General features: G+C 62.1%; 26 protein-coding genes and 1 pseudogene. 11 read left to right on the top strand and 16 right to left on the bottom strand.

What is annotated here, in order from left to right:
• The 5 genes from PspR32_RS25600 to PspR32_RS25580 all read right to left on the bottom strand — a co-directional run bounded on the left by PspR32_RS25600 (window position 1) and on the right by PspR32_RS25580 (window position 4,678).
• The gene (locus tag PspR32_RS25600; RefSeq protein WP_159389331.1) at window positions 1-738 is read right to left on the bottom strand and encodes a hypothetical protein; all 738 of its coding nucleotides are present in this window, start codon (window positions 736-738) and stop codon (window positions 1-3) included.
• A gap of 61 nt (window positions 739-799) precedes the next feature.
• Window positions 800-1,180, bottom strand: coding sequence for a RidA family protein (locus tag PspR32_RS25595; protein ID WP_003229509.1), 381 nt, complete (start codon window positions 1,178-1,180; stop codon window positions 800-802).
• Between the two features lie 23 nt (window positions 1,181-1,203).
• Entirely contained in the window at window positions 1,204-3,312 is a 2,109-nt protein-coding gene (gene spoT, locus PspR32_RS25590; RefSeq protein ID WP_010225903.1) for a bifunctional GTP diphosphokinase/guanosine-3',5'-bis pyrophosphate 3'-pyrophosphohydrolase, read from the bottom strand.
• A gap of 60 nt (window positions 3,313-3,372) precedes the next feature.
• Window positions 3,373-3,639 (bottom strand): DNA-directed RNA polymerase subunit omega, encoded by a 267-nt coding sequence (gene rpoZ, locus PspR32_RS25585; protein ID WP_010225901.1) that lies wholly within the window; start codon window positions 3,637-3,639, stop codon window positions 3,373-3,375.
• 160 nt (window positions 3,640-3,799) lie between these two features.
• Window positions 3,800-4,678, bottom strand: a complete 879-nt coding sequence (locus PspR32_RS25580; RefSeq protein WP_010225899.1) for a LysR family transcriptional regulator — start codon at window positions 4,676-4,678, stop codon at window positions 3,800-3,802.
• A 246-nt stretch (window positions 4,679-4,924) separates the two neighbouring features.
• Between PspR32_RS25580 and PspR32_RS25575 the strand changes: the two genes are divergently transcribed.
• From PspR32_RS25575 to PspR32_RS25560, 4 genes are all read left to right on the top strand, one after another.
• Window positions 4,925-6,307 (top strand): glutamine synthetase family protein, encoded by a 1,383-nt coding sequence (locus tag PspR32_RS25575; RefSeq protein WP_010225896.1) that lies wholly within the window; start codon window positions 4,925-4,927, stop codon window positions 6,305-6,307.
• Between the two features lie 17 nt (window positions 6,308-6,324).
• Complete coding sequence (locus PspR32_RS25570) at window positions 6,325-7,818, top strand: aldehyde dehydrogenase (RefSeq protein ID WP_159389330.1); 1,494 nt, start codon at window positions 6,325-6,327, stop codon at window positions 7,816-7,818.
• 14 nt (window positions 7,819-7,832) lie between these two features.
• Window positions 7,833-8,612: a gamma-glutamyl-gamma-aminobutyrate hydrolase family protein gene (locus PspR32_RS25565; RefSeq protein WP_100781864.1), complete on the top strand. Its 780-nt coding sequence runs from the start codon at window positions 7,833-7,835 to the stop codon at window positions 8,610-8,612.
• A gap of 112 nt (window positions 8,613-8,724) precedes the next feature.
• Window positions 8,725-10,245, top strand: a complete 1,521-nt coding sequence (locus tag PspR32_RS25560; protein WP_010225890.1) for an APC family permease — start codon at window positions 8,725-8,727, stop codon at window positions 10,243-10,245.
• Between the two features lie 21 nt (window positions 10,246-10,266).
• Here PspR32_RS25560 and gmk read toward each other — a convergent pair whose 3' ends face one another.
• Window positions 10,267-10,887 (bottom strand): guanylate kinase, encoded by a 621-nt coding sequence (gene gmk / locus PspR32_RS25555; RefSeq protein WP_036995236.1) that lies wholly within the window; start codon window positions 10,885-10,887, stop codon window positions 10,267-10,269.
• 13 nt (window positions 10,888-10,900) lie between these two features.
• Window positions 10,901-11,764 carry a YicC/YloC family endoribonuclease gene (locus PspR32_RS25550; RefSeq protein WP_010225886.1) on the bottom strand — a complete coding sequence of 288 codons (864 nt, stop codon included), beginning with the start codon at window positions 11,762-11,764 and terminating at the stop codon, window positions 10,901-10,903.
• Between the two features lie 236 nt (window positions 11,765-12,000).
• Between PspR32_RS25550 and rph the strand changes: the two genes are divergently transcribed.
• Window positions 12,001-12,723 carry a ribonuclease PH gene (gene rph / locus PspR32_RS25545; protein WP_010225884.1) on the top strand — a complete coding sequence of 241 codons (723 nt, stop codon included), beginning with the start codon at window positions 12,001-12,003 and terminating at the stop codon, window positions 12,721-12,723.
• 24 nt (window positions 12,724-12,747) lie between these two features.
• Entirely contained in the window at window positions 12,748-13,116 is a 369-nt protein-coding gene (locus PspR32_RS25540) for a DUF4870 domain-containing protein (protein WP_010225882.1), read from the top strand.
• A gap of 66 nt (window positions 13,117-13,182) precedes the next feature.
• Here the strand turns inward: PspR32_RS25540 and PspR32_RS25535 are convergent, their stop codons facing one another.
• Window positions 13,183-13,962, bottom strand: coding sequence for an exodeoxyribonuclease III (locus tag PspR32_RS25535; RefSeq protein WP_010225880.1), 780 nt, complete (start codon window positions 13,960-13,962; stop codon window positions 13,183-13,185).
• 80 nt (window positions 13,963-14,042) lie between these two features.
• Here PspR32_RS25535 and pyrE point away from each other — a divergent pair, with 80 nt between their 5' ends.
• A complete protein-coding gene (gene pyrE, locus PspR32_RS25530) occupies window positions 14,043-14,684 on the top strand; it encodes an orotate phosphoribosyltransferase (RefSeq protein WP_010225878.1) in 642 nt (213 codons plus the stop codon).
• A 106-nt stretch (window positions 14,685-14,790) separates the two neighbouring features.
• Here the strand turns inward: pyrE and argB are convergent, their stop codons facing one another.
• From argB to coaBC, 5 genes and pseudogenes are all read right to left on the bottom strand, one after another.
• On the bottom strand, window positions 14,791-15,696 hold the full coding sequence (gene argB, locus PspR32_RS25525; protein ID WP_010225876.1) for an acetylglutamate kinase: 906 nt from the start codon (window positions 15,694-15,696) through the stop codon (window positions 14,791-14,793).
• 29 nt (window positions 15,697-15,725) lie between these two features.
• Window positions 15,726-17,102: pseudogene (locus PspR32_RS25520) on the bottom strand (phosphomannomutase/phosphoglucomutase); the annotation flags it as partial.
• A gap of 149 nt (window positions 17,103-17,251) precedes the next feature.
• Window positions 17,252-18,064 (bottom strand): hypothetical protein, encoded by an 813-nt coding sequence (locus PspR32_RS25515; protein ID WP_159389328.1) that lies wholly within the window; start codon window positions 18,062-18,064, stop codon window positions 17,252-17,254.
• Window positions 18,061-18,516, bottom strand: a complete 456-nt coding sequence (dut, locus tag PspR32_RS25510) for a dUTP diphosphatase (protein ID WP_010225872.1) — start codon at window positions 18,514-18,516, stop codon at window positions 18,061-18,063. The genes PspR32_RS25515 and dut overlap by 4 nt, the downstream gene beginning before the upstream one ends.
• Window positions 18,517-18,522: 6 nt before the next feature.
• A complete protein-coding gene (coaBC, locus tag PspR32_RS25505; protein WP_010225871.1) occupies window positions 18,523-19,731 on the bottom strand; it encodes a bifunctional phosphopantothenoylcysteine decarboxylase/phosphopantothenate--cysteine ligase CoaBC in 1,209 nt (402 codons plus the stop codon).
• A 133-nt stretch (window positions 19,732-19,864) separates the two neighbouring features.
• Here coaBC and radC point away from each other — a divergent pair, with 133 nt between their 5' ends.
• Window positions 19,865-20,539, top strand: a complete 675-nt coding sequence (radC, locus tag PspR32_RS25500; protein ID WP_010225870.1) for a RadC family protein — start codon at window positions 19,865-19,867, stop codon at window positions 20,537-20,539.
• Here radC and PspR32_RS25495 read toward each other — a convergent pair.
• Window positions 20,536-22,125, bottom strand: coding sequence for an ABC transporter substrate-binding protein (locus PspR32_RS25495; RefSeq protein WP_100781862.1), 1,590 nt, complete (start codon window positions 22,123-22,125; stop codon window positions 20,536-20,538). The genes radC and PspR32_RS25495 overlap by 4 nt on opposite strands.
• A 362-nt stretch (window positions 22,126-22,487) precedes the next feature.
• Between PspR32_RS25495 and rpmB the strand changes: the two genes are divergently transcribed.
• Window positions 22,488-22,724 carry a 50S ribosomal protein L28 gene (rpmB, locus tag PspR32_RS25490; protein ID WP_010225868.1) on the top strand — a complete coding sequence of 79 codons (237 nt, stop codon included), beginning with the start codon at window positions 22,488-22,490 and terminating at the stop codon, window positions 22,722-22,724.
• 11 nt (window positions 22,725-22,735) lie between these two features.
• The gene (rpmG, locus tag PspR32_RS25485) at window positions 22,736-22,891 is read left to right on the top strand and encodes a 50S ribosomal protein L33 (protein ID WP_010225867.1); all 156 of its coding nucleotides are present in this window, start codon (window positions 22,736-22,738) and stop codon (window positions 22,889-22,891) included.
• A 95-nt stretch (window positions 22,892-22,986) separates the two neighbouring features.
• On the opposite strand, the gene PspR32_RS25480 is transcribed toward rpmG, so the two are convergent.
• Together PspR32_RS25480 and PspR32_RS25475 are read right to left on the bottom strand one after the other, a co-directional pair.
• Window positions 22,987-23,190, bottom strand: a complete 204-nt coding sequence (locus tag PspR32_RS25480; RefSeq protein WP_036995231.1) for a hypothetical protein — start codon at window positions 23,188-23,190, stop codon at window positions 22,987-22,989.
• Between the two features lie 81 nt (window positions 23,191-23,271).
• Window positions 23,272-23,631, bottom strand: a complete 360-nt coding sequence (locus PspR32_RS25475; RefSeq protein WP_010225865.1) for a cupin domain-containing protein — start codon at window positions 23,629-23,631, stop codon at window positions 23,272-23,274.
• 197 nt (window positions 23,632-23,828) lie between these two features.
• On the opposite strand from PspR32_RS25475, the gene PspR32_RS25470 reads away from it, so the two are divergent.
• The gene (locus PspR32_RS25470) at window positions 23,829-25,322 is read left to right on the top strand and encodes an aldehyde dehydrogenase (protein ID WP_010225864.1); all 1,494 of its coding nucleotides are present in this window, start codon (window positions 23,829-23,831) and stop codon (window positions 25,320-25,322) included.
• Window positions 25,323-25,394: the final 72 nt, after the last annotated feature.

Here is a 25,394-nt window from a genome sequence, read left to right as displayed (position 1 = left end):
TTACTGACGCTCAAGCAGCCAGCGACGGGTGCCAGGATGCAGATCCGGCATCTCGTCGGCCTTGGCCTGGTTGATGGCCTGGAAGATTTCCAGTTGTTTGCCGTCACGCTTGAAGATCCACGGATTGCCCTGCTGGTTGCGTTCCAGCCACAGGCTGTCGTACTCGCCGCTCATGGCCGCGCAATCGCCGGCCAGGCACAGGGCGTAGCGATCCAGGCCGGGCAGGCCATCGAGGCTGCCGTTGGCGCGAAAATGTGCCACCGCTCCCTGTCCCGGGCCCTCGACAATCTTCCAGTCGCCACCCAGGTAGGCGCTATAAAGCGCAGTTTCAAAGGTGGTGCCGACGGGGGCGTCGATGGGGGCCGGTGTTTCAGCGCGCTGGAAACTCTGCTGGCCATTGGCGTCGCTGGCGGCTTGCACCAGTTCATCGCCATCCAGGTTCAGGGTTTCGGCGTAGTTGCCGTAGAAATCAACTTCCCACTGGCCGTCCTTGAGCGCCTTGAGCTTGCCATCGCCGGCTTCGAAGCCATTGCTGTAGGCGGCCTGGCCAGCAGCGATATTGACCTTCCACTCAAGGTTCGGGCCATTGGCGAGCAGGGCCTGGCGCAGGTTGGAGCCTTTGGCGGCGGCGTCGATGGCGTTTTGATTGATCCAGGTACCGTTGAGGTCTTCCGGGCTGTGGCTGGCGCAGCCGCTCAACAGGGTGGCGAGCAGCGACAGGGCGAGCGCGTAGCGCATGGCGGGGGTCCTTGCAGGGGCGGGGGATGAAGGCGCGCCGGGCGACGCGCCTTCGCAGGTGTTACTCGATGACCAGGATGGCATCCATTTCAACCTGCGAACCCTTCGGCAGGGCAGCAACGCCGATGGCGGCGCGGGCCGGGTACGGCTGGTCGAAGTACTTGCCCATGATCTCGTTGACCTTGGCGAAGTGGCTCAGGTCGGTGAGGAAGATATTCAGCTTGACGATGTCCTTGAACGAACCGCCAGCAGCTTCAGCAACGGCCTTGAGGTTTTCGAAGACCTGAACGGTCTGGGCTTCGAAGCCTTCGACCAGCTCCATGGTTTTCGGGTCCAGCGGGATCTGCCCGGACATGTACACCGTGTTGCCGGCCTTGATCGCCTGGGAGTAGGTGCCGATGGCGGCCGGGGCCTTGTCACTGGTGATGACGGTCTTGGTCATGATGACTCCTTGCTGTTATTGGGCTACGCACGCATGCGGGTGATTCGGATCACACCGGCCAGGGCGCGCAGTTTCTTGATCACGCGTGCCAGGTGCACGCGGTCGTGCACGCTGACCACCAGTTGGACCACGCTGATGCGACCATCGCGTTCATCCATGCTGATTTTCTCGATATTGCCGTCGGCGGCGTTGACGCTGCTGGCCAGCAGGGCGATCAGGCCGCGCTGGTGCTCAAGCTCCACGCGCAGCTCGACGTTGAATTCGCCAGTGACATCCTTGGCCCAGGACAGCTGGATGCACTTTTCCGGGTTGTGGCGGATTTCGCTGATGTTGCGGCAGTTTTCCAGGTGCACCACCATGCCTTTGCCGGCCGACAGGTGGCCGACAATCGGGTCGCCCGGGATCGGGGTACAGCATTTGGCGTAGCTCAGCACCAGGCCTTCGGTGCCGCGGATCGCCAGCGGGCCTTCCGGGCTTGGCAATTGCTCGCCCTCGGTGGACAGCAGGCGGCGGGCCACCACGTAGGCCATGCGGTTGCCCAGGCCGATGTCTTCGAGCAGGTCTTCGATCAGCTCCAGGCGGTATTCGCCGAGCATGGCCTGGATGCGTTCCTGGGGGATCTTGTCCAGGGCGCTGTCGAAACCGTTGAGGACCTTGTTCAGCAGGCGTTCGCCCAGGCTGATGGATTCCGAGCGGCGCTGCAGCTTGAGCGCATGGCGGATGTGCGTGCGGGCCTTGCCGGTCACCACGAAATTGAGCCAGGCCGGGTTCGGTCGCGCGCCCGGGGCGCTGACGATCTCGACCGTCGAGCCGCTTTGCAGTGGCTCGGACAGCGGTGCCAGGCGGCGGTTGATGCGGCAGGCGATGCAGCTGTTGCCGACGTCGGTGTGCACCGCGTAGGCGAAGTCGACCGCCGTGGAGCCTTTGGGCAGCTCCATGATCCGGCCCTTGGGCGTGAACACGTAGACCTCATCCGGGAACAGGTCGATCTTCACGCTCTCGATGAATTCCAGGGAGTTGCCTGCGCGTTGCTGCATTTCCAGCACGCCTTTGACCCACTGGCGCGCCCGGGCGTGGGTGCCCTTGGGCTGTTCGTCGTCACTGGACTTGTACAGCCAGTGAGCGGCGATGCCGTTGTTGGCCATCTCTTCCATTTCGCGGGTGCGGATCTGGATCTCGATGGGCACGCCGTGCATGCCGAACAGCGTGGTATGCAGCGACTGGTAACCGTTGGCCTTGGGGATCGCGATGTAATCCTTGAAGCGCCCCGGTAGCGGCTTGTACAGGTTGTGCACGGCGCCGAGCACGCGGTAGCAGGTGTCGACCTTGTCGACGATGATGCGAAACGCGTAGACGTCCATGATCTCGTTGAAGGCCCGGCGTTTGCCGCGCATCTTCTTGTAGATGCCATAGAGGTGCTTCTGCCGGCCGCTGACTTCGCCCTCGATGCCGTCGACCGCCAGGCAGTGAGCCAGCGATTCTTCGATCTTGTTGACGATTTCCTTGCGGTTGCCGCGGGCGCGCTTGACCGCCTGGTAGATGCGCGCCGAGCGCATCGGGTGCATGGCCTTGAAACCGAGGTCTTCGAACTCTACGCGCACACTGTGCATGCCCAGGCGGTTGGCGATGGGCGCGTAGATTTCCAGGGTCTCTTTGGCGATGCGCCGGCGTTTTTCGCCGGACAGTACCTCGAGGGTACGCATGTTGTGCAGGCGGTCGGCCAGCTTGACCAGGATCACGCGGATATCCCGGGCCATGGCCATGGCCATTTTCTGGAAGTTCTCCGCCTGGGCTTCGGCCTTGGTTTCGAAGTTCATCTGGGTCAGCTTGCTGACGCCGTCGACCAGTTCGGCCACGGTTTCGCCAAATTGCGAGCTGAGCGCTTCCTTGGCGATGCCGGTGTCTTCGATCACGTCATGCAGCATGGCCGCCATCAGGCTCTGATGGTCCATGTGCATGTCGGCAAGGATGCTTGCCACCGCCAGCGGATGCGTGACGTAGGCTTCGCCGCTGCGACGGCGCTGGCCGTCGTGGGCTTGTTCGGCGTAGAAATACGCCCGGCGCACCAGGTTGACCTGGTCGGCGCCGAGGTAGGTCGACAAGCGATCGGCGAGGGCGTCTATGCTCGGCATGGGGTTACCTCCTGCCGAGGGACGGGGACCGGCGCCGTACTACGTCGACCAGGCATGGGCTTAGACCGCCTCGTTGGCCTCTTCCTCACCGAATGCGGCGAAGACCGGCTCTTCGTGACGGATCTCTTCTGCGGCCATGAACTCTGGAGTGCAGATGCCTTCAGCGATTTCGCGCAGGGCGACGACGGTAGGCTTGTCGTTTTCCCATGCCACTTTCGGCTCTTTGCCGCCGGTGGCCAGTTGACGAGCACGACGAGTCGAGAGCATGACCAGCTCAAAACGGTTATCCACGTGTTCTAGGCAGTCTTCAACGGTTACGCGGGCCATGGTCTTCCTCAAGTAGCAAATGCGGTGTTCAGCCCGAATGGGCGAGCGGACTCGATAGTTTAAAAAATCACCAGCCTTTAGGGAAGCGTTGATTTCATTTCCAGTCCTTGATACCTCGACGATACCTAGTTAAAGGCCTCTAACACAACTGTCTTGAATTTTACTGTCGGCCCAGGGCATCCCGCAGGCGTGGGGTCAATTCGTCGAACAGCGTCTGCACCGAACGCAAAGCCCGACAATCCGGACGGGTCAGCAGCCACAGTTCGGTGTCGCAGCCAGGCAGCGGATCGCTCAGTCGCTCCACCCCCGGCAGGGTATGGGCCATGTAGTCGGGCAGGGCGGCAACGCCCAGGCCGGCGCTGACCAGTTGGGCTATCGCCGAGATGCCACTGCAGCGGTACTTGGGCATCACGCCGGGCATGTGCTCGCTGCGCCAGACCACCGTTGGGTGATCCTGCATGGCATCGTCCGGGGCGATCCACGCAACGCTGGTGGGGTTTTCGGCCAGGCGTTGACGAAACTCCTCGCGACCGCAGATCACATAAGACGCCGCGCCCAGGCAACGTCCTACCAGGTGTTCCGGCGGCGTATTGGTCAGGCGCAGGGCCAGGTCGGCATCACGCCGGCTGAGGTTGGCAAAGGTGTTGGAGGTCGCCAGCTCCAGCGATAGCGCCGGGTAGGCCGGCATGAACTCGGCCAGCGCCGGCAGCAGCAGGCTGTGCAGCACGGCGTCGGTGCAGGTCAGGCGCACCGTGCCGCTGACCACTTGCTCACCGTGCTCCAGCGCCACCCGCGCGGCATCCAGCGCCTGCTCGGCGCGCTCGGCCTGTTCGGCCAGGGCCTGGGCGGTGCCGGTGGGGATGTAACCCTTGCGGCTTTTGACGAACAACGCGGTACCCAGGGCGGCTTCCATGCGCCGAATCGAACGAAAAACAGTCGATACATCGACCTTCAGCAGCTCGGCTGCCTTGGCCAGGGAGCGGCCGCGAACCAGTGCGAGCACCAGAGAAAGGTCGGCGTGGCTGATCTGATATTGCATGGATGCACTCTTTACTTGCCTAAATGCCAATGTCTGTTGCGTGGGGGCCATTCTATAGTGAGGCGGCAGTCGCGAATCAAGTCACGATGTTTACAGAAGAATCTGGAACGTCCGTGCGAAGCCGCGGCGCCCAGCTGTTCCCCACGATGGGACCACTTAAAAGAACAAATGAAACCATCGCCGCTCCCGATAGCGCAGTAGTACCTCCTCCATGTCGTTCGATAAAAAATCAAAGGATGCCTAGCCATGACGTCGGTCTCCCCGTGCGCCATCCCTCTCGATGAGATGGGTGAATTTCTCCAGGCCCACCCTGAGGTGCAATTTGTCGATCTGCTGATTGCAGACATGAACGGCGTGGTGCGTGGCAAGCGCATCGAGCGTGCAAGCCTGGTCAAGGTCTACGAAAAAGGCATCAATCTGCCGGCTTCACTGTTTGCCCTGGACATCAACGGCTCGACTGTCGAAAGCACCGGCCTGGGCCTGGACATCGGCGATGCCGACCGCATCTGCTATCCGATCCCCGGCACCCTTGCTTATGAGCCTTGGCAGAAACGCCCGACCGCGCAATTGCTGATGACCATGCACGAGCTGGACGGCACGCCATTCTTTGCCGACCCACGGGAAGTGCTGCGTAGCGTGGTGGAGAAGTTCGACGCGCTGGGCCTGGACATCTGCGCGGCGTTCGAGCTTGAGTTCTATCTGATCGACCAGGACAACCTCAATGGCCGTCCGCAACCACCGCGCTCGCCGATCTCCGGCAAGCGCCCGCAGTCGACCCAGGTGTACCTGATCGACGATCTTGATGAATACGTCGATTGCCTGCAGGACATGCTCGAAGCCGCCAAGGAGCAGGGCATTCCGGCGGATGCGATCGTCAAGGAAAGCGCCCCGGCACAGTTCGAGGTCAACCTGCACCACGTCGCCGACCCGATGAAGGCCTGCGACTACGCGGTGTTGCTCAAGCGCCTGATCAAGAACATCGCCTACGACCATGAAATGGACTCCACCTTCATGGCCAAGCCCTACCCGGGCCAAGCCGGCAACGGCCTGCATGTGCACATTTCGTTGCTGGACAAGAAAACCGGCAAGAACATTTTCACCAGCGAAGACCCCGAGCAAAGCGAAACCCTGCGCCACGCCATCGGTGGCGTGCTGGAGACCATGCCGGCGTCGATGGCCTTTCTGTGCCCGAATATCAACTCCTACCGGCGTTTCGGTGCCCAGTTCTACGTGCCCAATGCGCCAAGCTGGGGCCTGGACAACCGTACCGTAGCGGTCCGCGTGCCGACCGGCAGCAGCGATGCCGTGCGCATCGAGCACCGTGTCGCCGGCGCTGACGCCAACCCCTACCTGATGATGGCGGCGATTCTCGCCGGTATCCATCACGGCCTGACCAACCAGATCGAGCCGGGAGCGCCTATCGAAGGCAACTCCTACGAGCAGTTGGAGCAGAGCCTGCCGAACAACCTGCGCGATGCGCTGCGTGAGCTCGATGACAGTGAAGTGCTGAACAAATACATCAGCCCGGACTACATCGATATTTTTGTCGCCTGCAAGGAAAGCGAGATGGCTGAGTTCGAAGTGTCGATTTCCGACCTCGAATACAACTGGTACCTGCACACGGTGTGACGCCGGAGAGAACAACAATGACAACAGCACCACGCCAACACTGGGAACAGCTTTTCCAGAGCCTGACCATCGAAGGCCGCGCCTTTATCGACGGCCAGTACTGCGCCAGTGTGTCCGGCGAGACCTTCGAGTGCGCAAGCCCGGTCGACGGCCGCCAACTGGCACAGATCGCCAGCTGTGACAGCGCCGACGCCGAACGTGCGGTGGCCGCTGCCCGGCGCAGTTTCGACAGCGGCATCTGGGCTGAGCAGGCCCCGGCCCAGCGCAAGCGGGTGCTGATCGCCTTTGCTGATTTACTTCTGGCAAATGCCGAAGAACTGGCATTGCTGGAAACCCTGGACATGGGCAAGCCGATTGCCGATTCCCTGAGCATCGACATTCCGGCCGCGGCCAACGCCATCCGCTGGAATGCCGAAGCCATCGACAAGATTTACGACGAAGTTGCTGCGACCCCGTCCGACCAGCTGGGTTTGGTCACCCGCTCGCCGGTCGGCGTGGTCGCGGCCATTGTTCCGTGGAACTTTCCACTGATGATGGCCTGCTGGAAACTCGGCCCGGCCCTGGCCACCGGTAACTCGGTGATCCTCAAGCCGTCCGAAAAGTCGCCGCTGACCGCCATTCGCATCGCCCAATTGGCGATCGAAGCGGGTCTGCCGGCCGGTGTACTCAACGTGCTGCCAGGCTACGGCCATACCGTCGGCAAGGCCCTGGCCCTGCATATGGATGTCGACACCCTGGTGTTCACCGGCTCCACCCGTATCGCCAAGCAACTGATGGTCTACGCCGGTGAGTCGAACATGAAGCGGGTCTGGCTCGAAGCCGGTGGCAAGAGCCCGAACATCGTCTTCGCCGACGCGCCGGACCTGCAGGCGGCCGCCGAAGCCGCGGCCAGCGCTATCGCCTTCAACCAGGGCGAGGTGTGCATTGCCGGTTCGCGCCTGCTGGTCGAGCGCAGCATCAAGGCGCGCTTCCTGCCAATGGTGGTCGAGGCTCTCAAGGCCTGGAAGCCTGGCCATGCGCTGGACCCGGACATCCGTGTCGGTGCCCTGGTGGACACCACTCAGCTGGATACCGTGCTCGGTTACATCGAAGCCGGCAAGGCTGACGGTGCCACCCTGGTCACCGGCGGTGAGCGAGTACTGGAAGACACCTGCGGCGTGTATGTGCAGCCGGCGATCTTCGACGGCGTCACCAATGCCATGCGTATCGCCCGCGAAGAAATCTTCGGCCCGGTGCTGTCGGTGATCACCTTCGACAGCCCTGAAGAAGCCATCGCCATCGCCAACGACTCGCCTTTCGGCCTGGCTGCGGCGGTATGGACCAGCAACATTTCCCGTGCCCACAACACGGCTCGCGCCCTGCGTGCTGGCAGCGTCTGGGTCAACCAGTACGATGGCGGCGACATGACCGCCCCGTTCGGCGGCTTCAAGCAGTCGGGCAATGGCCGGGACAAATCGCTGCACGCTCTCGACAAATACACCGAACTCAAGGCGACCTGGATCAAGCTGTAAGGGAGGGTGAACCCATGCAAACTACCGCCGCAATGTCGCCTTTGATTGGCGTTTCCGCTTGCCGCCAGCAACTGGGCAAGAACTCGTCGCACACCGTTGGCGACAAATATGTCGAGGCCGCAGGCTTTGCCGGGATCCCCCTGATCCTCCCGGCAAGGGCAGAGCCCAGCGACCCGCGCCGTGTGCTAGAGCGGCTCGATGGCATTCTTTTTACCGGTTCGCCTTCAAATGTCGAGCCGCATCATTACAATGGCGCCCCCAGCGTGGAAGGGACCAAGCACGACGTGTTTCGCGATCGGCTGACCCTGCCGCTGCTGCAGGCCGCGATTGCCGACGGCGTGCCGGTGTTCTGCATCTGCCGTGGTTTCCAGGAACTCAACGTGGCCCTCGGCGGTACCTTGCACCAGCGCGTGCAGGAGCTGCCGGGCTACCTGGATCATCGCGAGCCGCAGGATGCCCCGCTGGAAGAACAGTACAGCCCCCGTCACCTGGTCATTGTCCAGCCCGGCGGGCTGTTCGAGCGCCTGGGGATGGAGCACAGCTTCATGGTCAATTCGCTGCACGGCCAGGGTATCGATCGCCTGGCCGACGGCTTGCGAGCCGAAGCATTGGCCCCCGATGGACTGGTCGAAGCGGTGTCCATGGATGACGCCCCAGGCTTTGTGGTCGGTGTGCAATGGCACCCCGAGTACCGCTTTGCCGACAACCCGGTCTCGCTGCGCCTGTTCCAGGCGTTCCGTGAGGCATGCCTGGCCCGTGCCACGGGTGAGCAGATCCGGGAGAAGACCCTATGAGGTCAGCCGGTTGATCCGGGCTTGAAGTACCACGCAACAAGTTTCAGTGAGTGAAAGCGGACATCCCGCGGGGTGTCCTGAAAAACAATACCAATATTGGCGGCAACTACTCATGAGTGAACACAAAGCAGGCCTGTCTCCAGGTGAGGGCGGGCGATCCAAGGGGCTGGCCAAGGGCCGGCTCGGACTGCTGGCCAGCATCGTGCTGGGCATTTCCACCATTGCCCCGGTTTATACCCTGACTGGCGCGCTGGGCCCGACCGTGCGTGAAGTCGGGGCTCATCTGCCGGCGGTATTCATCGTTGGCTTCCTGCCGATGCTGCTGGTGGCCCTGGGTTATCGTGAGCTGAATGCGGCCGAGCCGGACAGCGGTACTTCCTTTACCTGGTCGGCGCGGGCATTCGGCCCGATGATCGGTTGGATCGGCGGCTGGGGGCTGGTCACCGCGACCACCATCGTGCTGTCAAACCTGGCCGGGGTGGCCGTCGACTTCTTCTATTTATTCCTTGGGCAGATCTCCGGCAGCCACGAGGTGGCTGCGCTGAGCGACAACCTGCTGGTCAATGTGGTCACCTGCTGCGTGTTCATCGCCATGGCGGTGTGGATCTGCTGTCGCGGCATCGCCACGACCATGACCGTGCAGTACGGTCTGGTGGCGTTGCAACTGGTGGTGTTGGTGGGCTTTGCCATGGCCGCGTTTGGCGAGTCTTCGGCGACGCCGCCGCTGGCGTTCGATCTGGACTGGTTCAACCCCTTCGGTGTTGAGTCGTTCTCGGCTTTTACCGCCGGCCTGTCGCTGTCGATTTTCATCTTCTGGGGCTGGGACGTGTGCCTGAGCATCAGTGAAGAATCGGTGGGCAGCGGTGATACCCCCGGCCGCGCGGCGACCCTGACGGTGCTGCTGATCCTGGGGTTGTACCTGGTCACGGCGATTGCCACGCTGCAGTTTGCCGGTATCGGTGATATCGGCCTGGGCCTGAACAACCCGCGCATCCAGGAAAACGTCTTCGCCCACCTGGCCGGTCCGGTGATGGGGCCGTTGGCGATCCTGATGTCGATCGCCGTGCTGGCCAGTACTGCCGCTTCACTGCAGTCCACCTTCGTGTCGCCGGCGCGTACATTGCTGGCCATGGGGTATTACGGCGCTGTGCCGGAGCGCTTCGCCAGCGTCTGCCCGCGCTCGAAAACCCCGCGGTACGCCACCATCTGCGCTGGCATGGCAGCAGGGGTGTTCTATGTGACCATGCGGACCCTGAGCGAAAACGTTCTGGCCGACACCATCACCGCCCTGGGCATGATGATCTGCTTCTACTATTCGCTGACCGCCTACGCCTGCGTCTGGTACTTCCGCCACAGCCTGTTCGACAGCCTGCGGCACTTCCTGATGCGTGGCCTGTGCCCATTGCTCGGTGGCGGCATTCTCTCGGTGATCTTTCTGCAGACAGCCATCGACAGCGCCTCGCCGTCGTTCGGCAGCGGTTCACATGTGGGTGGGTTGGGCCTGGTGTTCGTGATCGCGATGATCATCACCGTGCTCGGCCTGGTGCTGATGCTGCTGTCACGCCTGCGTGCGCCGGCGTTTTTCCTGGGCATGACCCTGCATCGTCACGCCACGGTCTCCAGCCGCCGCTAAGCGGCTGGAGTGGCCGGTTGCTCAGGCAAGCAGTTGCTTGAGCAGCTGGCCATGACGCTGCTGCTGGTTGGCCTGCAGCAAGCGATTGGCGCGGAACACCGCCTTGAGGTCTTCCAGTGCCGTGGCGAAGTCATCATTGATGATGACGAAGTCATACTCGTCGTAGTGACTCATCTCGCTCACCGCTTCACGCATCCGTCCTTCGATGATCTCGTCGCTGTCCTGGCCGCGGTTGGTCAGGCGTTGGCGCAGGGCCTCCTGGGTCGGTGGCAGGATGAAGATCGAGCGCGCCCCGGGCATCAGCTTGCGCACCTGCTGGGCGCCTTGCCAGTCGATCTCGAGGATCAGGTCCTGGCCCTGGTCGAGCGCCTGTTGCAGCGCGCTGCGCGAGGTGCCGTAGAAGTTACCGAAGACCTCGGCCTGTTCGAGGAAGTCGCCTTGCTCGATCATCAGCTTGAACGCGGTGTGCTCGACGAAGTGATAGTTCACGCCGTGCACTTCGCCTGGGCGCATGGCCCGGGTGGTGTGCGAGACCGAGACCTGGATGCTGCTGTCAGCGTCGATCAGGGCTTTGACCAGGCTGGTCTTGCCGGCGCCGGAGGGGGCCGAAACGATGTAGAGGGTGCCGCTGCTGTGATTCATGGTCGGGGTGGCCTTACTCAATGTTCTGTACTTGTTCACGCATCTGCTCGATCAGTACCTTGAGGTTGACCGCGGACTGGGTGCTGCGTGGGTCGAAGGCTTTGGAGCCCAGGGTGTTGGCTTCTCGGTTGAGCTCCTGCATCAGGAAGTCCAGGCGCCGGCCGGCGGCGCCGCCGGACTTGAGCACCCGGCGCACTTCGGTGACGTGGGTGCTCAAACGGTCGAGCTCTTCGGCAACGTCGCTCTTTTGCGCGAGCAGGACCATTTCCTGTTCCAGTCGCTGCGGGTCGAGCTCGGCCTGCATGTCGGTGAAGCGGTCGAGGATCTTCTGCCGTTGCGCGGCGAGCATCTGCGGTACCAGCGCGCGCAAGGTGGTGACCTCGCTGGCCATGCTGTCCAGGCGCTCGTTGATCAACCGGGCGAGCTCGCTGCCTTCGCGGTTGCGGCCGTTCTTCAGCTCGTTCAGGGCTTCTTCGAACAGGGTCATGGCCTCGTTGTTGAGCGCCTGCGGGTCGCTGGCATCGGCCACCAGTACACCAGGCCAGGCCAGTACTTCGAGTGGGTTGAGCGGCGCCGGCTGCTTGATCAGGCTGGCCACCGTCTCGGCGGCGGCAACCAGTTGCGCGGCCCGCTCGCGGTCGACCTGCAAGGCCTTGCCGTTGTTCTCTTCGTTGAAGCGCAGGGTACACTCGACCTTGCCGCGCGACAGGCCCTGGCGCAGGCTTTCGCGTACGGCGCCTTCGAGGTCGCGGAAGGCTTCCGGGAGGCGCAGGTGCGGCTCCAGGTAGCGATGATTGACCGAGCGCAGTTCCCAGATCAGGGTGCCCTGGCTACCGGCGCGCTCGACACGAGCAAAAGCGGTCATGCTGTGCACCATGGGAAGTACCTCGCGCAATAGATGAAAGAAAGCCAACGGCTGAAGGCGCAGGATTGTAGCGCAGTGCGGCGCTGGCTCCCAATCCACTGATGTTACAAACAGTCAGGGCGCCTCTGGAAAAACCTGACCTGCGGCCTTGGGCCCCCTGTTTCGGGCCCTGCGACAATAGGCGTGTCCTCAGCGCCCGGCGCGCTCTATAATGCTGGGCAGATTCAAGTCCAGTACAGGTATCCCAAATGAAACGTCCAAGTGGTCGCGCTGCCGATCAGCTCCGCTCGATCCGCATCACCCGCAACTACACCAAACACGCCGAGGGGTCAGTACTGGTCGAGTTCGGTGACACCAAAGTCATCTGCACCGTCAGTGTCGAGAACGGTGTCCCGCGCTTCCTCAAGGGCCAGGGCCAGGGCTGGCTGACTGCCGAGTACGGCATGCTGCCGCGCTCTACCGGTGAGCGTAACCAGCGCGAAGCCAGCCGCGGCAAGCAAGGCGGCCGCACCCTCGAAATCCAGCGCCTGATCGGCCGCTCCCTGCGCGCTGCGCTGGACATGAGCAAGCTGGGCGACATCACCCTGTACGTCGACTGCGACGTGATTCAGGCCGATGGCGGCACCCGTACCGCTTCGATCACCGGCGCCATGGTCGCCCTGGTCGACGCCCTGCGCGTGGTCAAAAAGCGTGGTGGCCTGAAGGGCGGTGACCCGCTAAAGCACATGATCGCTGCCGTTTCGGTGGGCATGTACCAGGGTGAGCCGGTGCTCGACCTGGACTACCTCGAAGACTCGGCCGCCGAGACCGACCTGAACGTGGTGATGACCAGCCAGGGTGGCTTCATCGAAGTACAGGGCACCGCCGAAGGCGCGCCATTCCAGCCTGAAGAGCTCAATGCCATGCTGGCGCTGGCGCAAAAGGGCATGATCGACCTGTTCGAACTGCAGAAGGCCTCGCTGGCCGACTGATCCGCACATGGCAAGGAGCAGAGCATGACCGAGCAACCGTTGCAGTTGCCCACCCCCAACACCGAGATCCGGCAATGGGCAATGTTCTGCCACCTCGCTGCCTTGCTCGGCCTGGTCTTTCCGCTGGGCAACCTGCTGGGACCGTTGGTGATGTGGATCTGGAAGAAAGACCTGGATCCGTTCATCGATGCCCAGGGCAAGGAAGCGCTGAACTTTCAGATCACCGTGTTCCTGGCCTCGATCATCTGCTTTGCGCTGATGTTCGTGCTGGTGGGTATCGTACTGTTCGGCATGCTGATGGTTGCCGTGCTGATCCTCACTATTGTTGCCGGGGTCAAGGCCAACGAAGGTCAGCCGTATCGCTACCCGCTGACCTGGCGGCCGATCAAATAATGATCAGCTAAAAGCTCCAGCCACAAAAAAGCCGACGCGAAGTCGGCTTTTTTGTGGCTGGAACTATCAGATGGTCAGCGTCCAGTCGTAGTCCACGATCAGCGGCGCATGCTGGGAGAAGCGCGGCTGGCGTGGCAGGCGTGCGCTGCGCACGAAGCGGCGCAGGCCTGGCGTCAGCAACTGGTAGTCGAAACGCCAGCCCAGGTTGAGCATCTCGGCCTGTTCGTTGTCTGGCCACCAGCTGTACTGGTCGCCTTCACGGCTGACTTCGCGCAGGGCATCGACATAACCCATGTTGCCGACAATCTCGTCCATCCAGGCGCGTTCCGGCGCCAGGAAGCCTGGAGACTGCTGGCCATCGCGCCAGTTCTTGACGTCGAGCTTCTGCTGCGCCACGTACAACGAGCCGCAATAGATGTATTCACGACGTTTGCGCCGTTGCTTGTCCAGGTACTTGGCGAAGTCGTCCATCAACTTGAACTTCTGGTTCAAGTCTTCATCGCCGTTCATTCCCGAAGGTAGCAACAGGGTTGCGATACTTACCTTGTCGAAATCGGCCTGCAGGTAACGTCCGTAGCGGTCGGCTGTCTCGAAGCCCAGGCCGCTGATGACTGCCTTGGGCTGCAACCGCGAATAAAGTGCCACGCCGCCTTGGGCGGGAACTTCTGCGTCGCAGGCATAAAGGAAGTAGCCATCGAGCTGGAAAGCTGGGTCGTCGAGTTCAAAGGCCGAGGCGCGGGTATCCTGAAGGCAGATGACGTCAGCATTCTGGGCTTGTAGCCAGCTGAGCAAACCACGCTCAACGGCAGCCTGAATGCCATTAACGTTCACACTGATGATCCGCATAAATGGCCCCAAAAATCTCGTGCGTGTATGATACCCGAGCTGTACTCAATTAGCTAAATCCGTGGTATCCGGGACTCTTCATGCAGCCGTATCAGCGCGACTTCATTCGTTTTGCCATCGACCGCGGGGTTCTGCGCTTCGGTGAGTTCACCCTCAAGTCCGGGCGCACCAGCCCGTACTTCTTCAATGCCGGCCTGTTCAACAGTGGTTCGGCCCTGGCTCAGCTCGGGCGTTTCTATGCTGCGGCGATCGTCGACAGCAAGATTCCCTTCGACGTGCTGTTCGGCCCGGCCTACAAGGGTATCCCCCTGGCGGCGGCTACTGCCGTGGCCCTGGCCGAGCACCATGACCTCGACCTGCCATGGTGCTTCAATCGCAAAGAGGCCAAGGCCCATGGTGAAGGCGGCAGCCTGGTGGGCGCACCGCTGACCGGTGATGTGCTGATCATCGACGATGTGATCACTGCCGGCACTGCCATCCGCGAAGTCATGCAGATCATCCAGGGCCAGCAAGCCAAGGCTGCTGGCGTACTGATCGCATTGAACCGCCAGGAGCGCGGCAATGGCGAGCTGTCAGCCATCCAGGAAGTGGAGCGTGACTTCGGCATTCCGGTGGTGAGCATCGTCTCGCTGACCCAGGTGCTGGAGTTCCTCGCCGACGACCCGGCGCTCAAGCAGCACTTGCCGGCCGTCGAGGCCTACCGGGCGCAGTACGGTATCTGAAGCCAATAAAAAAAGGCGACCATAGAGTCGCCTTTTTTTGTGCCTCATCGCGGGTCAAGCCCGCTCCCACAGGCTCTGTAGGAGCGGGTTTGAGCCGCGAAAGGGTTTAACGCGGCTTGTGATTGGTAATCAAAGTACCCACACCGCTGTCGGTGAAGATCTCCAGCAGTACCGCGTTCGGCACCCGGCCATCGATGATGTGCGAGCTGTTGACGCCGCCTTGCACCGCTTCCAGGGCACAGCGGATCTTCGGCAGCATGCCGCCGTAGATAGTGCCATCAGCGATCAGTTCGTTGACCTGTTCGGTGGTCAGGCCGGTGAGCACGGTGCCTTGCTTGTCCATCAGGCCGGCGATGTTGGTCAGCAGCATCAGCTTTTCAGCCTTCAGTGCTTCAGCCACCTTGCCTGCCACCAGGTCAGCGTTGATGTTGTACGACTCGCCGTTGGCGCCCACGCCGATTGGCGCGATTACCGGGATGAAGTCACCTTTGACCAGCATGTTGAGCAGGTCGGTGTTAACCCCGACCACTTCGCCGACATGGCCGATGTCGATGATTTCCGGGGTGGTCATTTCTGGTGTCTGGCGGGTGACGGTGAGCTTTTTCGCGCGAATCAGCTCGGCGTCCTTGCCGGTCAGGCCGATGGCGCTGCCGCCGTGACGGTTGATCAGGTTGACGATGTCTTTGTTGACCTGGCCGCCGAGGACCATTTCTACCACGTCCATGGTTTGCGCGTCGGTAACGCGCATACCATCGACGAAGCGGCTTTCGATCGACAGACGCTTGAGCAGGTCACCGATCTGCGGGCCGCCACCGTGCACCACCACCGGGTTGATACCCACGGCTTTCATCAGCACCACATCGCGGGCAAAACCGGTTTTGAGCTCTTCGCTCTCCATCGCGTTGCCGCCGTATTTGATCACCAGGGTCTTGCCGACAAAGCGGCGAATGTAAGGCAGCGCTTCGGACAAAACCTGGGCGACATGGGTGGCGGCATCGCGATCGAGGGTCATGCAGGGCTCCAATTGGAACAGATAGTCGGTCAGAACTTGGGTTGCAGGTCAGGGGCAACGCGCTTCAGCTGGGCGCGGAATACCTCTTGGATACGCTGCAGTTCGGCGTCATTGTCGGCCTCGAAGCGCAATACCAGCACCGGCGTGGTGTTGGAGGCGCGAACCAGGCCCCAGCCGTGGGGGTAGTCGACCCGTACACCATCGATGGTGGTCAGGTTGGCGTTGTCGCCCCAGTCGGCGTCGCGTTGCAGTGCATCAATGATGCTGAATTTACCCTCGTCGGTCACATCAATATTGATTTCCGGCGTGGAAATATCGTTTGGGAACGCAGCAAACAGCTGTTCAGCATCGTTTTTGGCCTTGCTGAGGATCTCCAGCAGGCGCGCAGCGCTGTAGATGCCGTCGTCAAAACCATACCAGCGTTCCTTGATGAAGATGTGGCCGCTCATCTCTCCGGCGAGCAGGGCGCCGGTCTGCTTCATCTTCTTCTTGATCAACGAGTGACCGGTCTTCCACATTAGCGCGCGGCCGCCGTATTGCTCGATCAGCGGGGTCAGGCGGCGGGTGCATTTGACGTCGAAGATGATCTCGGCACCCGGATTGCGCTCCAGCACGTCCTGGGCGAACAGCATCAGCAGGCGGTCGGGGTAAACGATGTTGCCGGTGTTGGTGACCACGCCGACGCGGTCACCATCGCCATCGAAGGCCAGGCCCAGGTCGGCGCCGGTTGCCTTGACCTTGGCGATCAGGTCGACCAGGTTCTCAGGCTTGCCCGGGTCCGGGTGGTGGTTGGGGAAGTTGCCATCGACCTCGCAGAACAGCGGGATCATTTCGCAGCCCAGGGCTTCGATCAGCTGCGGGGCAATCACACCAGCCGCGCCGTTGCCGCAGTCCACCACCACCTTGAGCTTCTTCGCCAGCTTGATATCGCCGGTGATCTGCTTGAAATAGCGCTCGAGGATTTCGACTTTCTCGACGCTGCCTTCGCCGCGGCTCAGGTCGTTGGTTTGCAGGCGGGTCAACAGTGCCTGGATCTGCTCGTTGGCCAGGGTGTCGCCGGCGATGACGATCTTGAAGCCGTTGTAGTTCGGCGGGTTGTGGCTGCCGGTGAGCATCACCCCGGACTTGCCGGCCAGTACGTTGGCGGCGTAGTACAGGGCGGGGGTCGGTACCAGGCCAACGTCACTGACCTTGCAGCCGGCTTCGACCAGGCCCTTGATCAGTTGCTCGACCAGCATTGGCCCTGACAGGCGCCCGTCGCGGCCGACCGAGATGTTCGGCTCACCCTGGGCCAGAGTCTGGGCGCCGATGGCGCGGCCGATCCAGTAGGCGGTCTCGGCGGTCAGGGTGTCACCGACCACGCCACGGATATCGTAGGCGCGAAAGATGCTGGCGGGAAGGTTCGGGGTCACTCGTTCCATGCTGGTCACCTGGGAAACTCCAATCTGAAAGGGTTGCTGAATGCGTCAGCGGCAGCCACTGCGCGAGTCAATATGTCCGCCTTTGACGGCATTTTCGCGACAGAGTTCGCGGATACAGTTTGTTCTGTCTGCATTCAGCTGTTGTTTACCGCTCCATTCTTGGACCGTCTGGCGGTTAACCATAAGCCGCCGACCAGGCCGGTTAACGCCAGAAAGGCGGCGAGCAGCAACCAGGGGTTGAGCCTGAATGCCGAGGCGTTCTCGATCAAGGGGCCGGGCTGAAACCCCAAGGCCCAGGTGGCGTTGGCAGTACCCAGCTGGTGCAGTGCCGGCGCCTGGCTGTGGCCGTGGCTGAAAAGCTCGACGGGTGGGTCGTTGAACACCAATTGTGTCAGTCGCATCTGACCAAGCGTACCCGCATCGCGCTGCAGTGGGTCAGTGAAGCGTGAGAGCGCGAATGTGAGCACTAGAATGGCTTGTACGGGGGCGTCAGCGGACTCACGCAGTGCGGTGACGCTGTAAACCCGTTGCTGTCCAGCCTCAGGATAGGCTTCAAGGGCAGGCGCTACGCCGCGCTCGGCGCGCCGGACCATGTCGAGCACGGGCTCGCTCATGGGTGGGCTCGAGGCGGCCTGTCCAGGTTTGAGCAACTGTGCCGCCACCAGGCCGTCGAGGTGGGCGAATGCGCCGAGCAGCTTTTGTGGGTCAGGTGACTGTACCAATGCCAGTACCATCGGGCTTCTGATCAGGGCGTCCACCTCGCGGGTGACGCCAATGATCGAGGCGTCCAGGTGCGATACGAGTGCACCGGCCTGGGCGTAAGCCAGGTTGTTACGGTGGTCACGCTGGCCAGGCAGCACTGCGGTGAACCAAGTCAGTAGTACGCCCGCAAGCAGGCCAGCCAGGGCAATCAGTAGCCCCGGCAGCACCTGCTGGAAGTGCCTCAATGGCTACCGGAATGACCGAAGCCGCCAGCGCCACGCTGGCTTTCGTCGAAGGTTTCGACGATATCGAAGTGCGCCTGTACCACTGGTACCAGCACCAGCTGCGCGATGCGCTCGCCGATGGCGATGGTGAATGGGGTCTGGCCGCGGTTCCAGCACGAGACCATCAGCTCGCCTTGGTAGTCGGAGTCGATCAGGCCGACCAGGTTGCCGAGGACGATGCCATGTTTATGGCCAAGGCCCGAGCGCGGCAGGATCAGTGCCGCCAGGCCCGGATCGCCGATGTACACCGACAGGCCGGTAGGGATCAGCAGGGTCTGGCCTGGCTCGAGGACGGTGTCTTGCTTGAGCATGGCGCGCAGGTCGAGACCGGCCGAGCCTGGGGTGGCGTACTGCGGCAGCGGGAACTCGCTGCCGATGCGTGGATCGAGAATCTTGGCTTGTAGAGCGTGCATGCGAAGTTAAACCTGGTTAAGACGTTCGGCAATGAAGGCTACCAGCTGGCGGGCAATCTTGCCCTTGCTGGTCTGCGCGAAAACTGTTGCGTGAAGTTGACGGTCGATGACGCTGCAGGCGTTCTCCTCGCTGTTGAAGCCGATGCTGGGGTTGGCCACATCGTTGGCGACAATCAGGTCGAGGTTCTTGTCCTTGAGCTTGCGCGCGGCGTAATCGAGCAAGTGTTCGGTCTCGGCGGCAAAGCCGACGCTGAACGGGCGGTCAGGACGGGTGGAGATGCTGGCGAGAATGTCCGGGTTGCGGACCATCTGCAGCAGCAGGCCGTCACCTGTCGTAGGGTCTTTCTTGAGTTTTTGCGGGGCCACCACTTCTGGGCGGTAGTCTGCGACTGCTGCCGAGGCGATGAACACATCGCAGGGGATGGCGGCTTCACAGGCGGCGAGCATGTCGCGGGCGCTGACCACGTCGATGCGGGTGACGCGATCGGGTGTCGGCAGGTTCACCGGGCCGGTCACCAGCGTCACCTTGGCGCCAGCTTCCACGGCGGCTTCAGCCAGGGCAAAGCCCATTTTCCCCGAGCTGTGGTTGGTGATGTAGCGCACCGGGTCGATGTTTTCCTGGGTCGGGCCGGCAGTGATCAGCACGTGTTTGCCGGTCAGCGACTCGCGCTTGAAGGTCTCGGCGGCGCACCAGGCCAGGTCAGTGGCTTCGAGCATGCGGCCCAGGCCCACATCGCCACAGGCCTGGCTGCCGGAGGCCGGGCCGAACACCTGGATATCACGACTTTGCAGCAGCTCAAGGTTGGCCTGGGTGGCCGGGTCGCGCCACATCGCCTGGTTCATCGCCGGGGCCACGGCCACGGTGGCATCGGTAGCCAGCACCAGGGTGGTCAGCAGATCGTCGGCGACACCCTGGGCCAGGCGCGCGAGCAGGTCGGCGGTGGCTGGGGCAATCAGCACCAGGTCGGCCCACTTGGCCAGCTCGATATGGCCCATCGCCGCTTCGGCAGCAGGGTCCAATAGGTCCATGTGCACCGGGTGGCCGGACAGGGCCTGCATGGTCAGCGGGGTGATGAATTCGGCCCCGCCACGGGTCATGACGACGCGCACTTGGGCGCCGTGTTCCAGGAGTCGGCGAACCAGCTCGGCACTCTTGTAGGCGGCGATGCCGCCGCCGACGCCGAGAACGATGCGCTTCCGATACAGCCGCTGCATAGGCTTGCCTTTTGCTCAGTGATTACACGCGGCGACGACGCCTCCCCAGGCCGGTTCGTCGCGTAAAAATGAGCGGCTAATGTAGCACAGGGCTCAAACCGGGAGCAGTAACCGAAAGACAGAGGGAATTGTCATGAGTATCAGGGATTGGCCTGCGGCGGAGCGGCCGCGGGAAAAACTGCTGGAGTCGGGGGCGGGCAACCTGTCGGATGCCGAGCTGCTGGCGATTTTTTTGCGCACCGGAGTGCGTGGGCGTAGCGCGGTCGACCTTGCCAGGCATCTGCTCGGGCGCTTCGGCAGCCTGCGCGGGCTGCTGGAGGCAGACAGCCGCAGCTTCAATGGCGAGCTCGGCCTGGGCCCGGCAAAGTTCGCCCAATTGCAGGCCGTGCTGGAAATGTCCCGGCGCCACCTGGCCGAGGGCCTGCGGCGCGATTCAGCCCTGCAGAGCCCCCAGGCGGTCAAGGACTACCTCAAGGCGCGCCTGCGCCACGAGCCGCATGAGGTTTTCGGTTGCCTGTTTCTCGACAGCAAGCACCGGGTGCTGGCCTTCGAGGCGTTGTTTCAGGGCTCGATCAACAGCGCCAGCGTCTATCCCCGGCAGGTGATCAAGCGCGCCCTGGCACATAACGCCGCGGCGTTGATCCTCTGCCACAACCATCCTTCAGGCGTGAGCGAGCCTAGCGATGCCGACCTGGTCCTGACCCGGCGCCTAACCAAGGCGCTGGACATGATCGAAGTGCGCGTGCTCGACCACTTCGTCATCGGCGACGGCGAGCCGCTGTCGATGGCCGAGCACGGCTGGCTCTAGCGCGAGGTGCTGACCCCGGCGAAGTCCTGGCGACCGAACGGGCTGACCTGGTAACCCTGGACATCCTTGCGCGCCAGCACGGCGGCGGTCGGGTGGGCCAGGGGCAGCCACAAGGCCTGTTGCTGAATCAGCGTCTGCGCCTGTTGGTACAGGCGGCTGCGCACGCTCTGGTCGTTGGTGGTCTTGCCGGCGCTGATCAACTGATCGAGGCGCTGGTCGCAAAAGCGTGCGAAGTTGGTGCCGGACTTGACCGCCGCGCAGGAAAACTGCGGGCTGAGGAAGTTGTCCGGGTCGCCGTTATCCCCGGCCCAGCCCATGAACAGCAAGTCATGCTCACCCGCCTTGGCCCGGCGAATAAGCTCACCCCATTCAATCACGCGGATCTCGGCCTTGATGCCGATCTTGCCCAGGTCCGCCTGCAGCAATTGTGCGCCCAGGCTCGGGTTGGGATTGAGCAGGCTGCCTTGCGGGCGGGTCCAGATGGTGGTGCTGAAGCCGTCCTTGAGGCCGGCCTTGGCCAACAGTGCCCGGGCTTTGTCGAGGTTGGCCGGATAGCCGGGCAGGTCCTTGGCGTAGCTCCAGGTATTGGGCGGGTAGGGGCCATTGGCAGCCACCGCGGTGTCTTCGAACACCGCCTTGAGGTAGCTGGTCTTGTCGAACGCGAGGTTGATGGCCTGGCGTACCTCCGGCTTGTCCAGTGGTGCATGCTGGCTATTGATGGCGACGAACGCGGTCATGAAGGCTTCGGTCTTTTCTACCTTCAGGGTCGGATCCTCGCTGGCCGCGGCGATATCCAGCGGTTTTGGCGACAGGGCGATCTGGCACTCGTTGCGCTTGAGTTTTTGCAGGCGCACGTTGGCGTCGGGGGTGATGGCGAAGATCAACGGGTCGACACCCGGTTTGCCGGCAAAGTAATCAGCGTTTGCCCGGTAGCGGATCACGGCATCCTTCTGAAAGCGATTGAAGACGAACGGCCCGGTGCCGATTGGCTGGCTGTTGAGCTTCTCCGGAGTGCCGGCCTTGAGCAGTTGGTCGGCGTACTCGGCGGAGTAGATCGAAGCAAAGCCCATGCTCAGCGTGGCCAGGAAAGTGGCGTCGGGGTGGTCGAGGGTAAAGCGCACGGTCAGCGGGTCTGGGGCCTCGATCTGCTTGATCAGGCTTGGCAGTTGCAACGATTGGGCGTGCGGGTAACCGCTCTGGGCGATCTTGTGCCAGGAATGGGCGGGGTAGAGCATGCGCTGGAAGCTGAACAGCACGTCGTCGGCGTCCAGCGTGCGATTGGGCTTGAAGTAGCCGGTGCTGTGGAATTTCACCCCCGGACGCAGCTTGAACTCGTAGATAAGGCCGTCCGGCGATACCGTCCAGCTTTCGGCCAGGCTCGGCACTACCTGGCCCTGGCGCGCGTCGAACTCGACCAGGCGGTTCATCAGCACGTCGGCCGAGGCATTGGTGGTACTCAGCGAGTTGTACTGGACCACGTCAAAGCCTTCGGGGCTGGCTTCGGTGCACACGCTCAGCGCAGCCGCCTGGGCGAAAGCCGGGCCGAGCAGGGTGGCGAACAACAGGGGTAGAACGGCAGCGCGCATGGGGATTCCTTGGCTGATCGGTGGCCCATCTGCCAGTGCAGTCTGGAAAAGTCCTACCCTAGTGCGCTGGGGCGCAAATGACCATATCCTTTTTTGCCGATCGAGCGACGAGCGGTCGACAGCTTGCCGGGCCAGTGGTTATGCTGCTCCGGCGTGTCGAACAGCAAGTCAAAGCACATCTTCTGTTGTTGTGCTCTGGTCTTTCTGGTATAAAGCAGCGCTCTTTTCTAGGGGCTCGGCTTGTCGCATCTGCTGACCGAGTCGATAAGACCCTGAAGAAACACGGCGCCTGGCGCCAAAGACTGAGAGATTAAGCGGCCAACCCATGCCGGGTTGGGCATGTGGTTTTAGAGGGCTGAGGCATGTCGAGAGTCTGTCAAGTTACCGGTAAGGGTCCGGTAACCGGGAATAACATTTCCCACGCAAACAACAAAACCCGTCGTCGTTTCCTGCCGAACCTGCAGCATCATCGCTTCTGGGTCGAGTCCGAGAAGCGTTTCGTGCGTCTGCGCGTATCTGCCAAAGGCATGCGCATCATCGACAAGCGCGGCATTGATGCCGTTCTGGTCGACATTCGCCGTAACGGCGCTAAGGTCTAAGGGAGAGAATCATGCGTGAATTGATCCGTCTGGTGTCGACCGCTAATACCGGCCACTTCTACACCACCGACAAGAACAAGCGCACCACTCCGGACAAAATCGAAATCAAAAAATTCGATCCGGTTGTTCGCAAGCACGTGATCTACAAGGAAGCCAAGATCAAGTAATTGATCCGGCTGACGAAAAAAGGGCCCGTATCTCTGGATACGGGCCCTTTTTTTATGCTGCTTTTTCTGCACCCGGGCCTAAACCCGGCCGTCGATCAGTTGAAGGCGAACGCTTTAATCCTGCCGTCCGCATCCCCCTCGATCTGAATCCGCTCTGGATCATACTCGCGAGTCGAGCGTTCATCGATGCCGACGACGCGGTCACGACCGGTCAGCTCGCTGACGTAGGCCTTGACGCTGGTCACATAGCGGCTACCGATAAGGTGATCGATCTGTTGCAGGGCTTCTTCATTGGTCATGACGTTGCTTCCTTCGTGATTGAATGCCCGGTTGGGCAACGCCATGCTCTGTTGGGCAAGCCCTGCTCGAGCGGTAGTTATCTATTTTTGCTCGAACATCACATAGATCTTGCGGCACGGCTCCAGCACTTCCCAGGTGCCCTTGAAGCCCGCCGGAATCACGAAGCGGTCGCCAGCGCGCAGGGTTTTCGCCTCGCCCGCCTCATCACGCAGCACCGATACCCCTTGTACGATTTCGCAATACTCGTGTTCGGTGTAATTGACGGTCCACTGCCCGACCGCCCCTTCCCAGACGCCTGCATGAAACTGTGCGCAGGGGCTGGAGTAATGGTTGAAGACCGCCTGCTCGGGGTCGCCCTTGAGTACCTTTTCCGCCGCGGGGCGGTAACGTTCCGCCTCGGTCAGCACCTGGGCAAAGTCGATGATTTGGTTAATGCTCATGGTCGGGCCCCTTTTGTTGTTTAATAAAATGAACATCAGTAGGTGTTTGATGTGATTATGTCAAATATATTGAAAATTAGGGTGCCGGTGGTTTAGGGTGACAGGTGCCTGTGCGCCTGTGTCGCCCAGCCAGAATTTTCGCCAGTGCCCCCAAGCCCTCGTGCGGCACTGCACCTTAACAAGAGGAGGAGTTTCGTATGACCACCCTGACTCGTGCGGACTGGGAACAGCGTGCCCAGCAATTGAAGATCGAAGGCCGTGCCTTCATCAATGGTGAATACACCGCGGCCGTTTCCGGCGCCACGTTCGAGTGCCTCAGCCCGGTCGACGGACGCCTCCTGGCGCAGATCGCCAGCTGCGACGAGGCCGATGCCAAGCGCGCGGTAGAAAATGCCCGCGCCACGTTTGCCTCTGGCGTCTGGTCGCGCCTGGCTCCGGCCAAACGCAAGGCCACCATGATTCGTTTCGCCGGCCTGCTCAAGAAGAACGTCGAAGAGCTGGCCCTGCTGGAAACCCTGGACATGGGTAAGCCGATCAGCGACTCGCTGAACATCGACGTACCGGGTGCCGCCCAGGCCTTGAGCTGGAACGGTGAAGCGATCGACAAGATCTACGACGAAGTCGCCGCCACCCCGCACAATCAACTGGGTCTGGTGACGCGCGAGCCGGTGGGTGTAGTTGCCGCCATCGTGCCGTGGAACTTCCCGCTGCTGATGGCCTGCTGGAAACTCGGCCCGGCCCTGGCCACCGGTAACTCGGTGGTGCTCAAGCCTTCGGAAAAATCGCCACTGACCGCCATCCGCATCGCCCAGCTGGCGATCGAGGCCGGTATCCCGGCCGGTGTGCTCAACGTGCTGCCAGGTTATGGCCACACCGTCGGCAAGGCCCTGGCCCTGCACATGGATGTCGATACTCTGGTGTTCACCGGTTCGACCAAGATCGCCAAGCAACTGATGATCTATGCCGGTGAGTCGAACATGAAGCGGGTCTGGCTTGAAGCCGGTGGCAAGAGCCCGAACATCGTCTTCGCCGACGCTCCGGACCTCAACGCCGCCGCCGAAGCTGCTGCCAGCGCCATCGCCTTCAACCAGGGCGAAGTCTGCACCGCAGGTTCGCGCCTGCTGGTCGAGCGCTCGATCAAGGACAAGTTCCTGCCGTTGGTGCTTGAAGCGCTCAAGGCCTGGAAGCCGGGCAACCCACTGGACCCAGCCACCACCGTGGGTGCCCTGGTCGATACCCAGCAGATGAACACTGTGCTGTCCTACATCGAAGCCGGCCACAGCGATGGCGCCAAGCTGCTGGTGGGCGGCAAGCGGATCCTCGAGGAAACCGGTGGCACCTACGTCGAGCCGACGATTTTCGACGGCGTCAGCAACGCCATGAAAATCGCCCAGGAAGAGATCTTCGGCCCGGTACTGTCGGTCATTACCTTCGACAGCGTCGAGGAGGCGATCAACATCGCCAACGACACCCCGTACGGCCTGGCTGCCGGTGTGTGGACCGCTGACATCTCCAAGGCGCACCTGACCGCCAAGGCCCTGCGCGCCGGCAGCGTGTGGGTCAACCAGTACGATGGCGGCGACATGACCGCACCGTTCGGCGGTTTCAAGCAGTCGGGCAACGGCCGCGACAAGTCGCTGCATGCGCTGGACAAGTACACCGAGCTGAAAGCCACCTGGATCAAACTGTAAGTCCTGGGTGCCCTTATCGCGGGACAAGCCCGCTCCCACAGTGTGGGAGCGGGCTTGTCCCGCGATTGTTTC

It is taken from the genome of Pseudomonas sp. R32 (genome assembly GCF_009866705.1).
Taxonomy (GTDB): Bacteria; Pseudomonadota; Gammaproteobacteria; order Pseudomonadales; family Pseudomonadaceae; genus Aquipseudomonas; species Aquipseudomonas donghuensis.
This window is presented reverse-complemented; position numbering and strand designations above follow the sequence as displayed.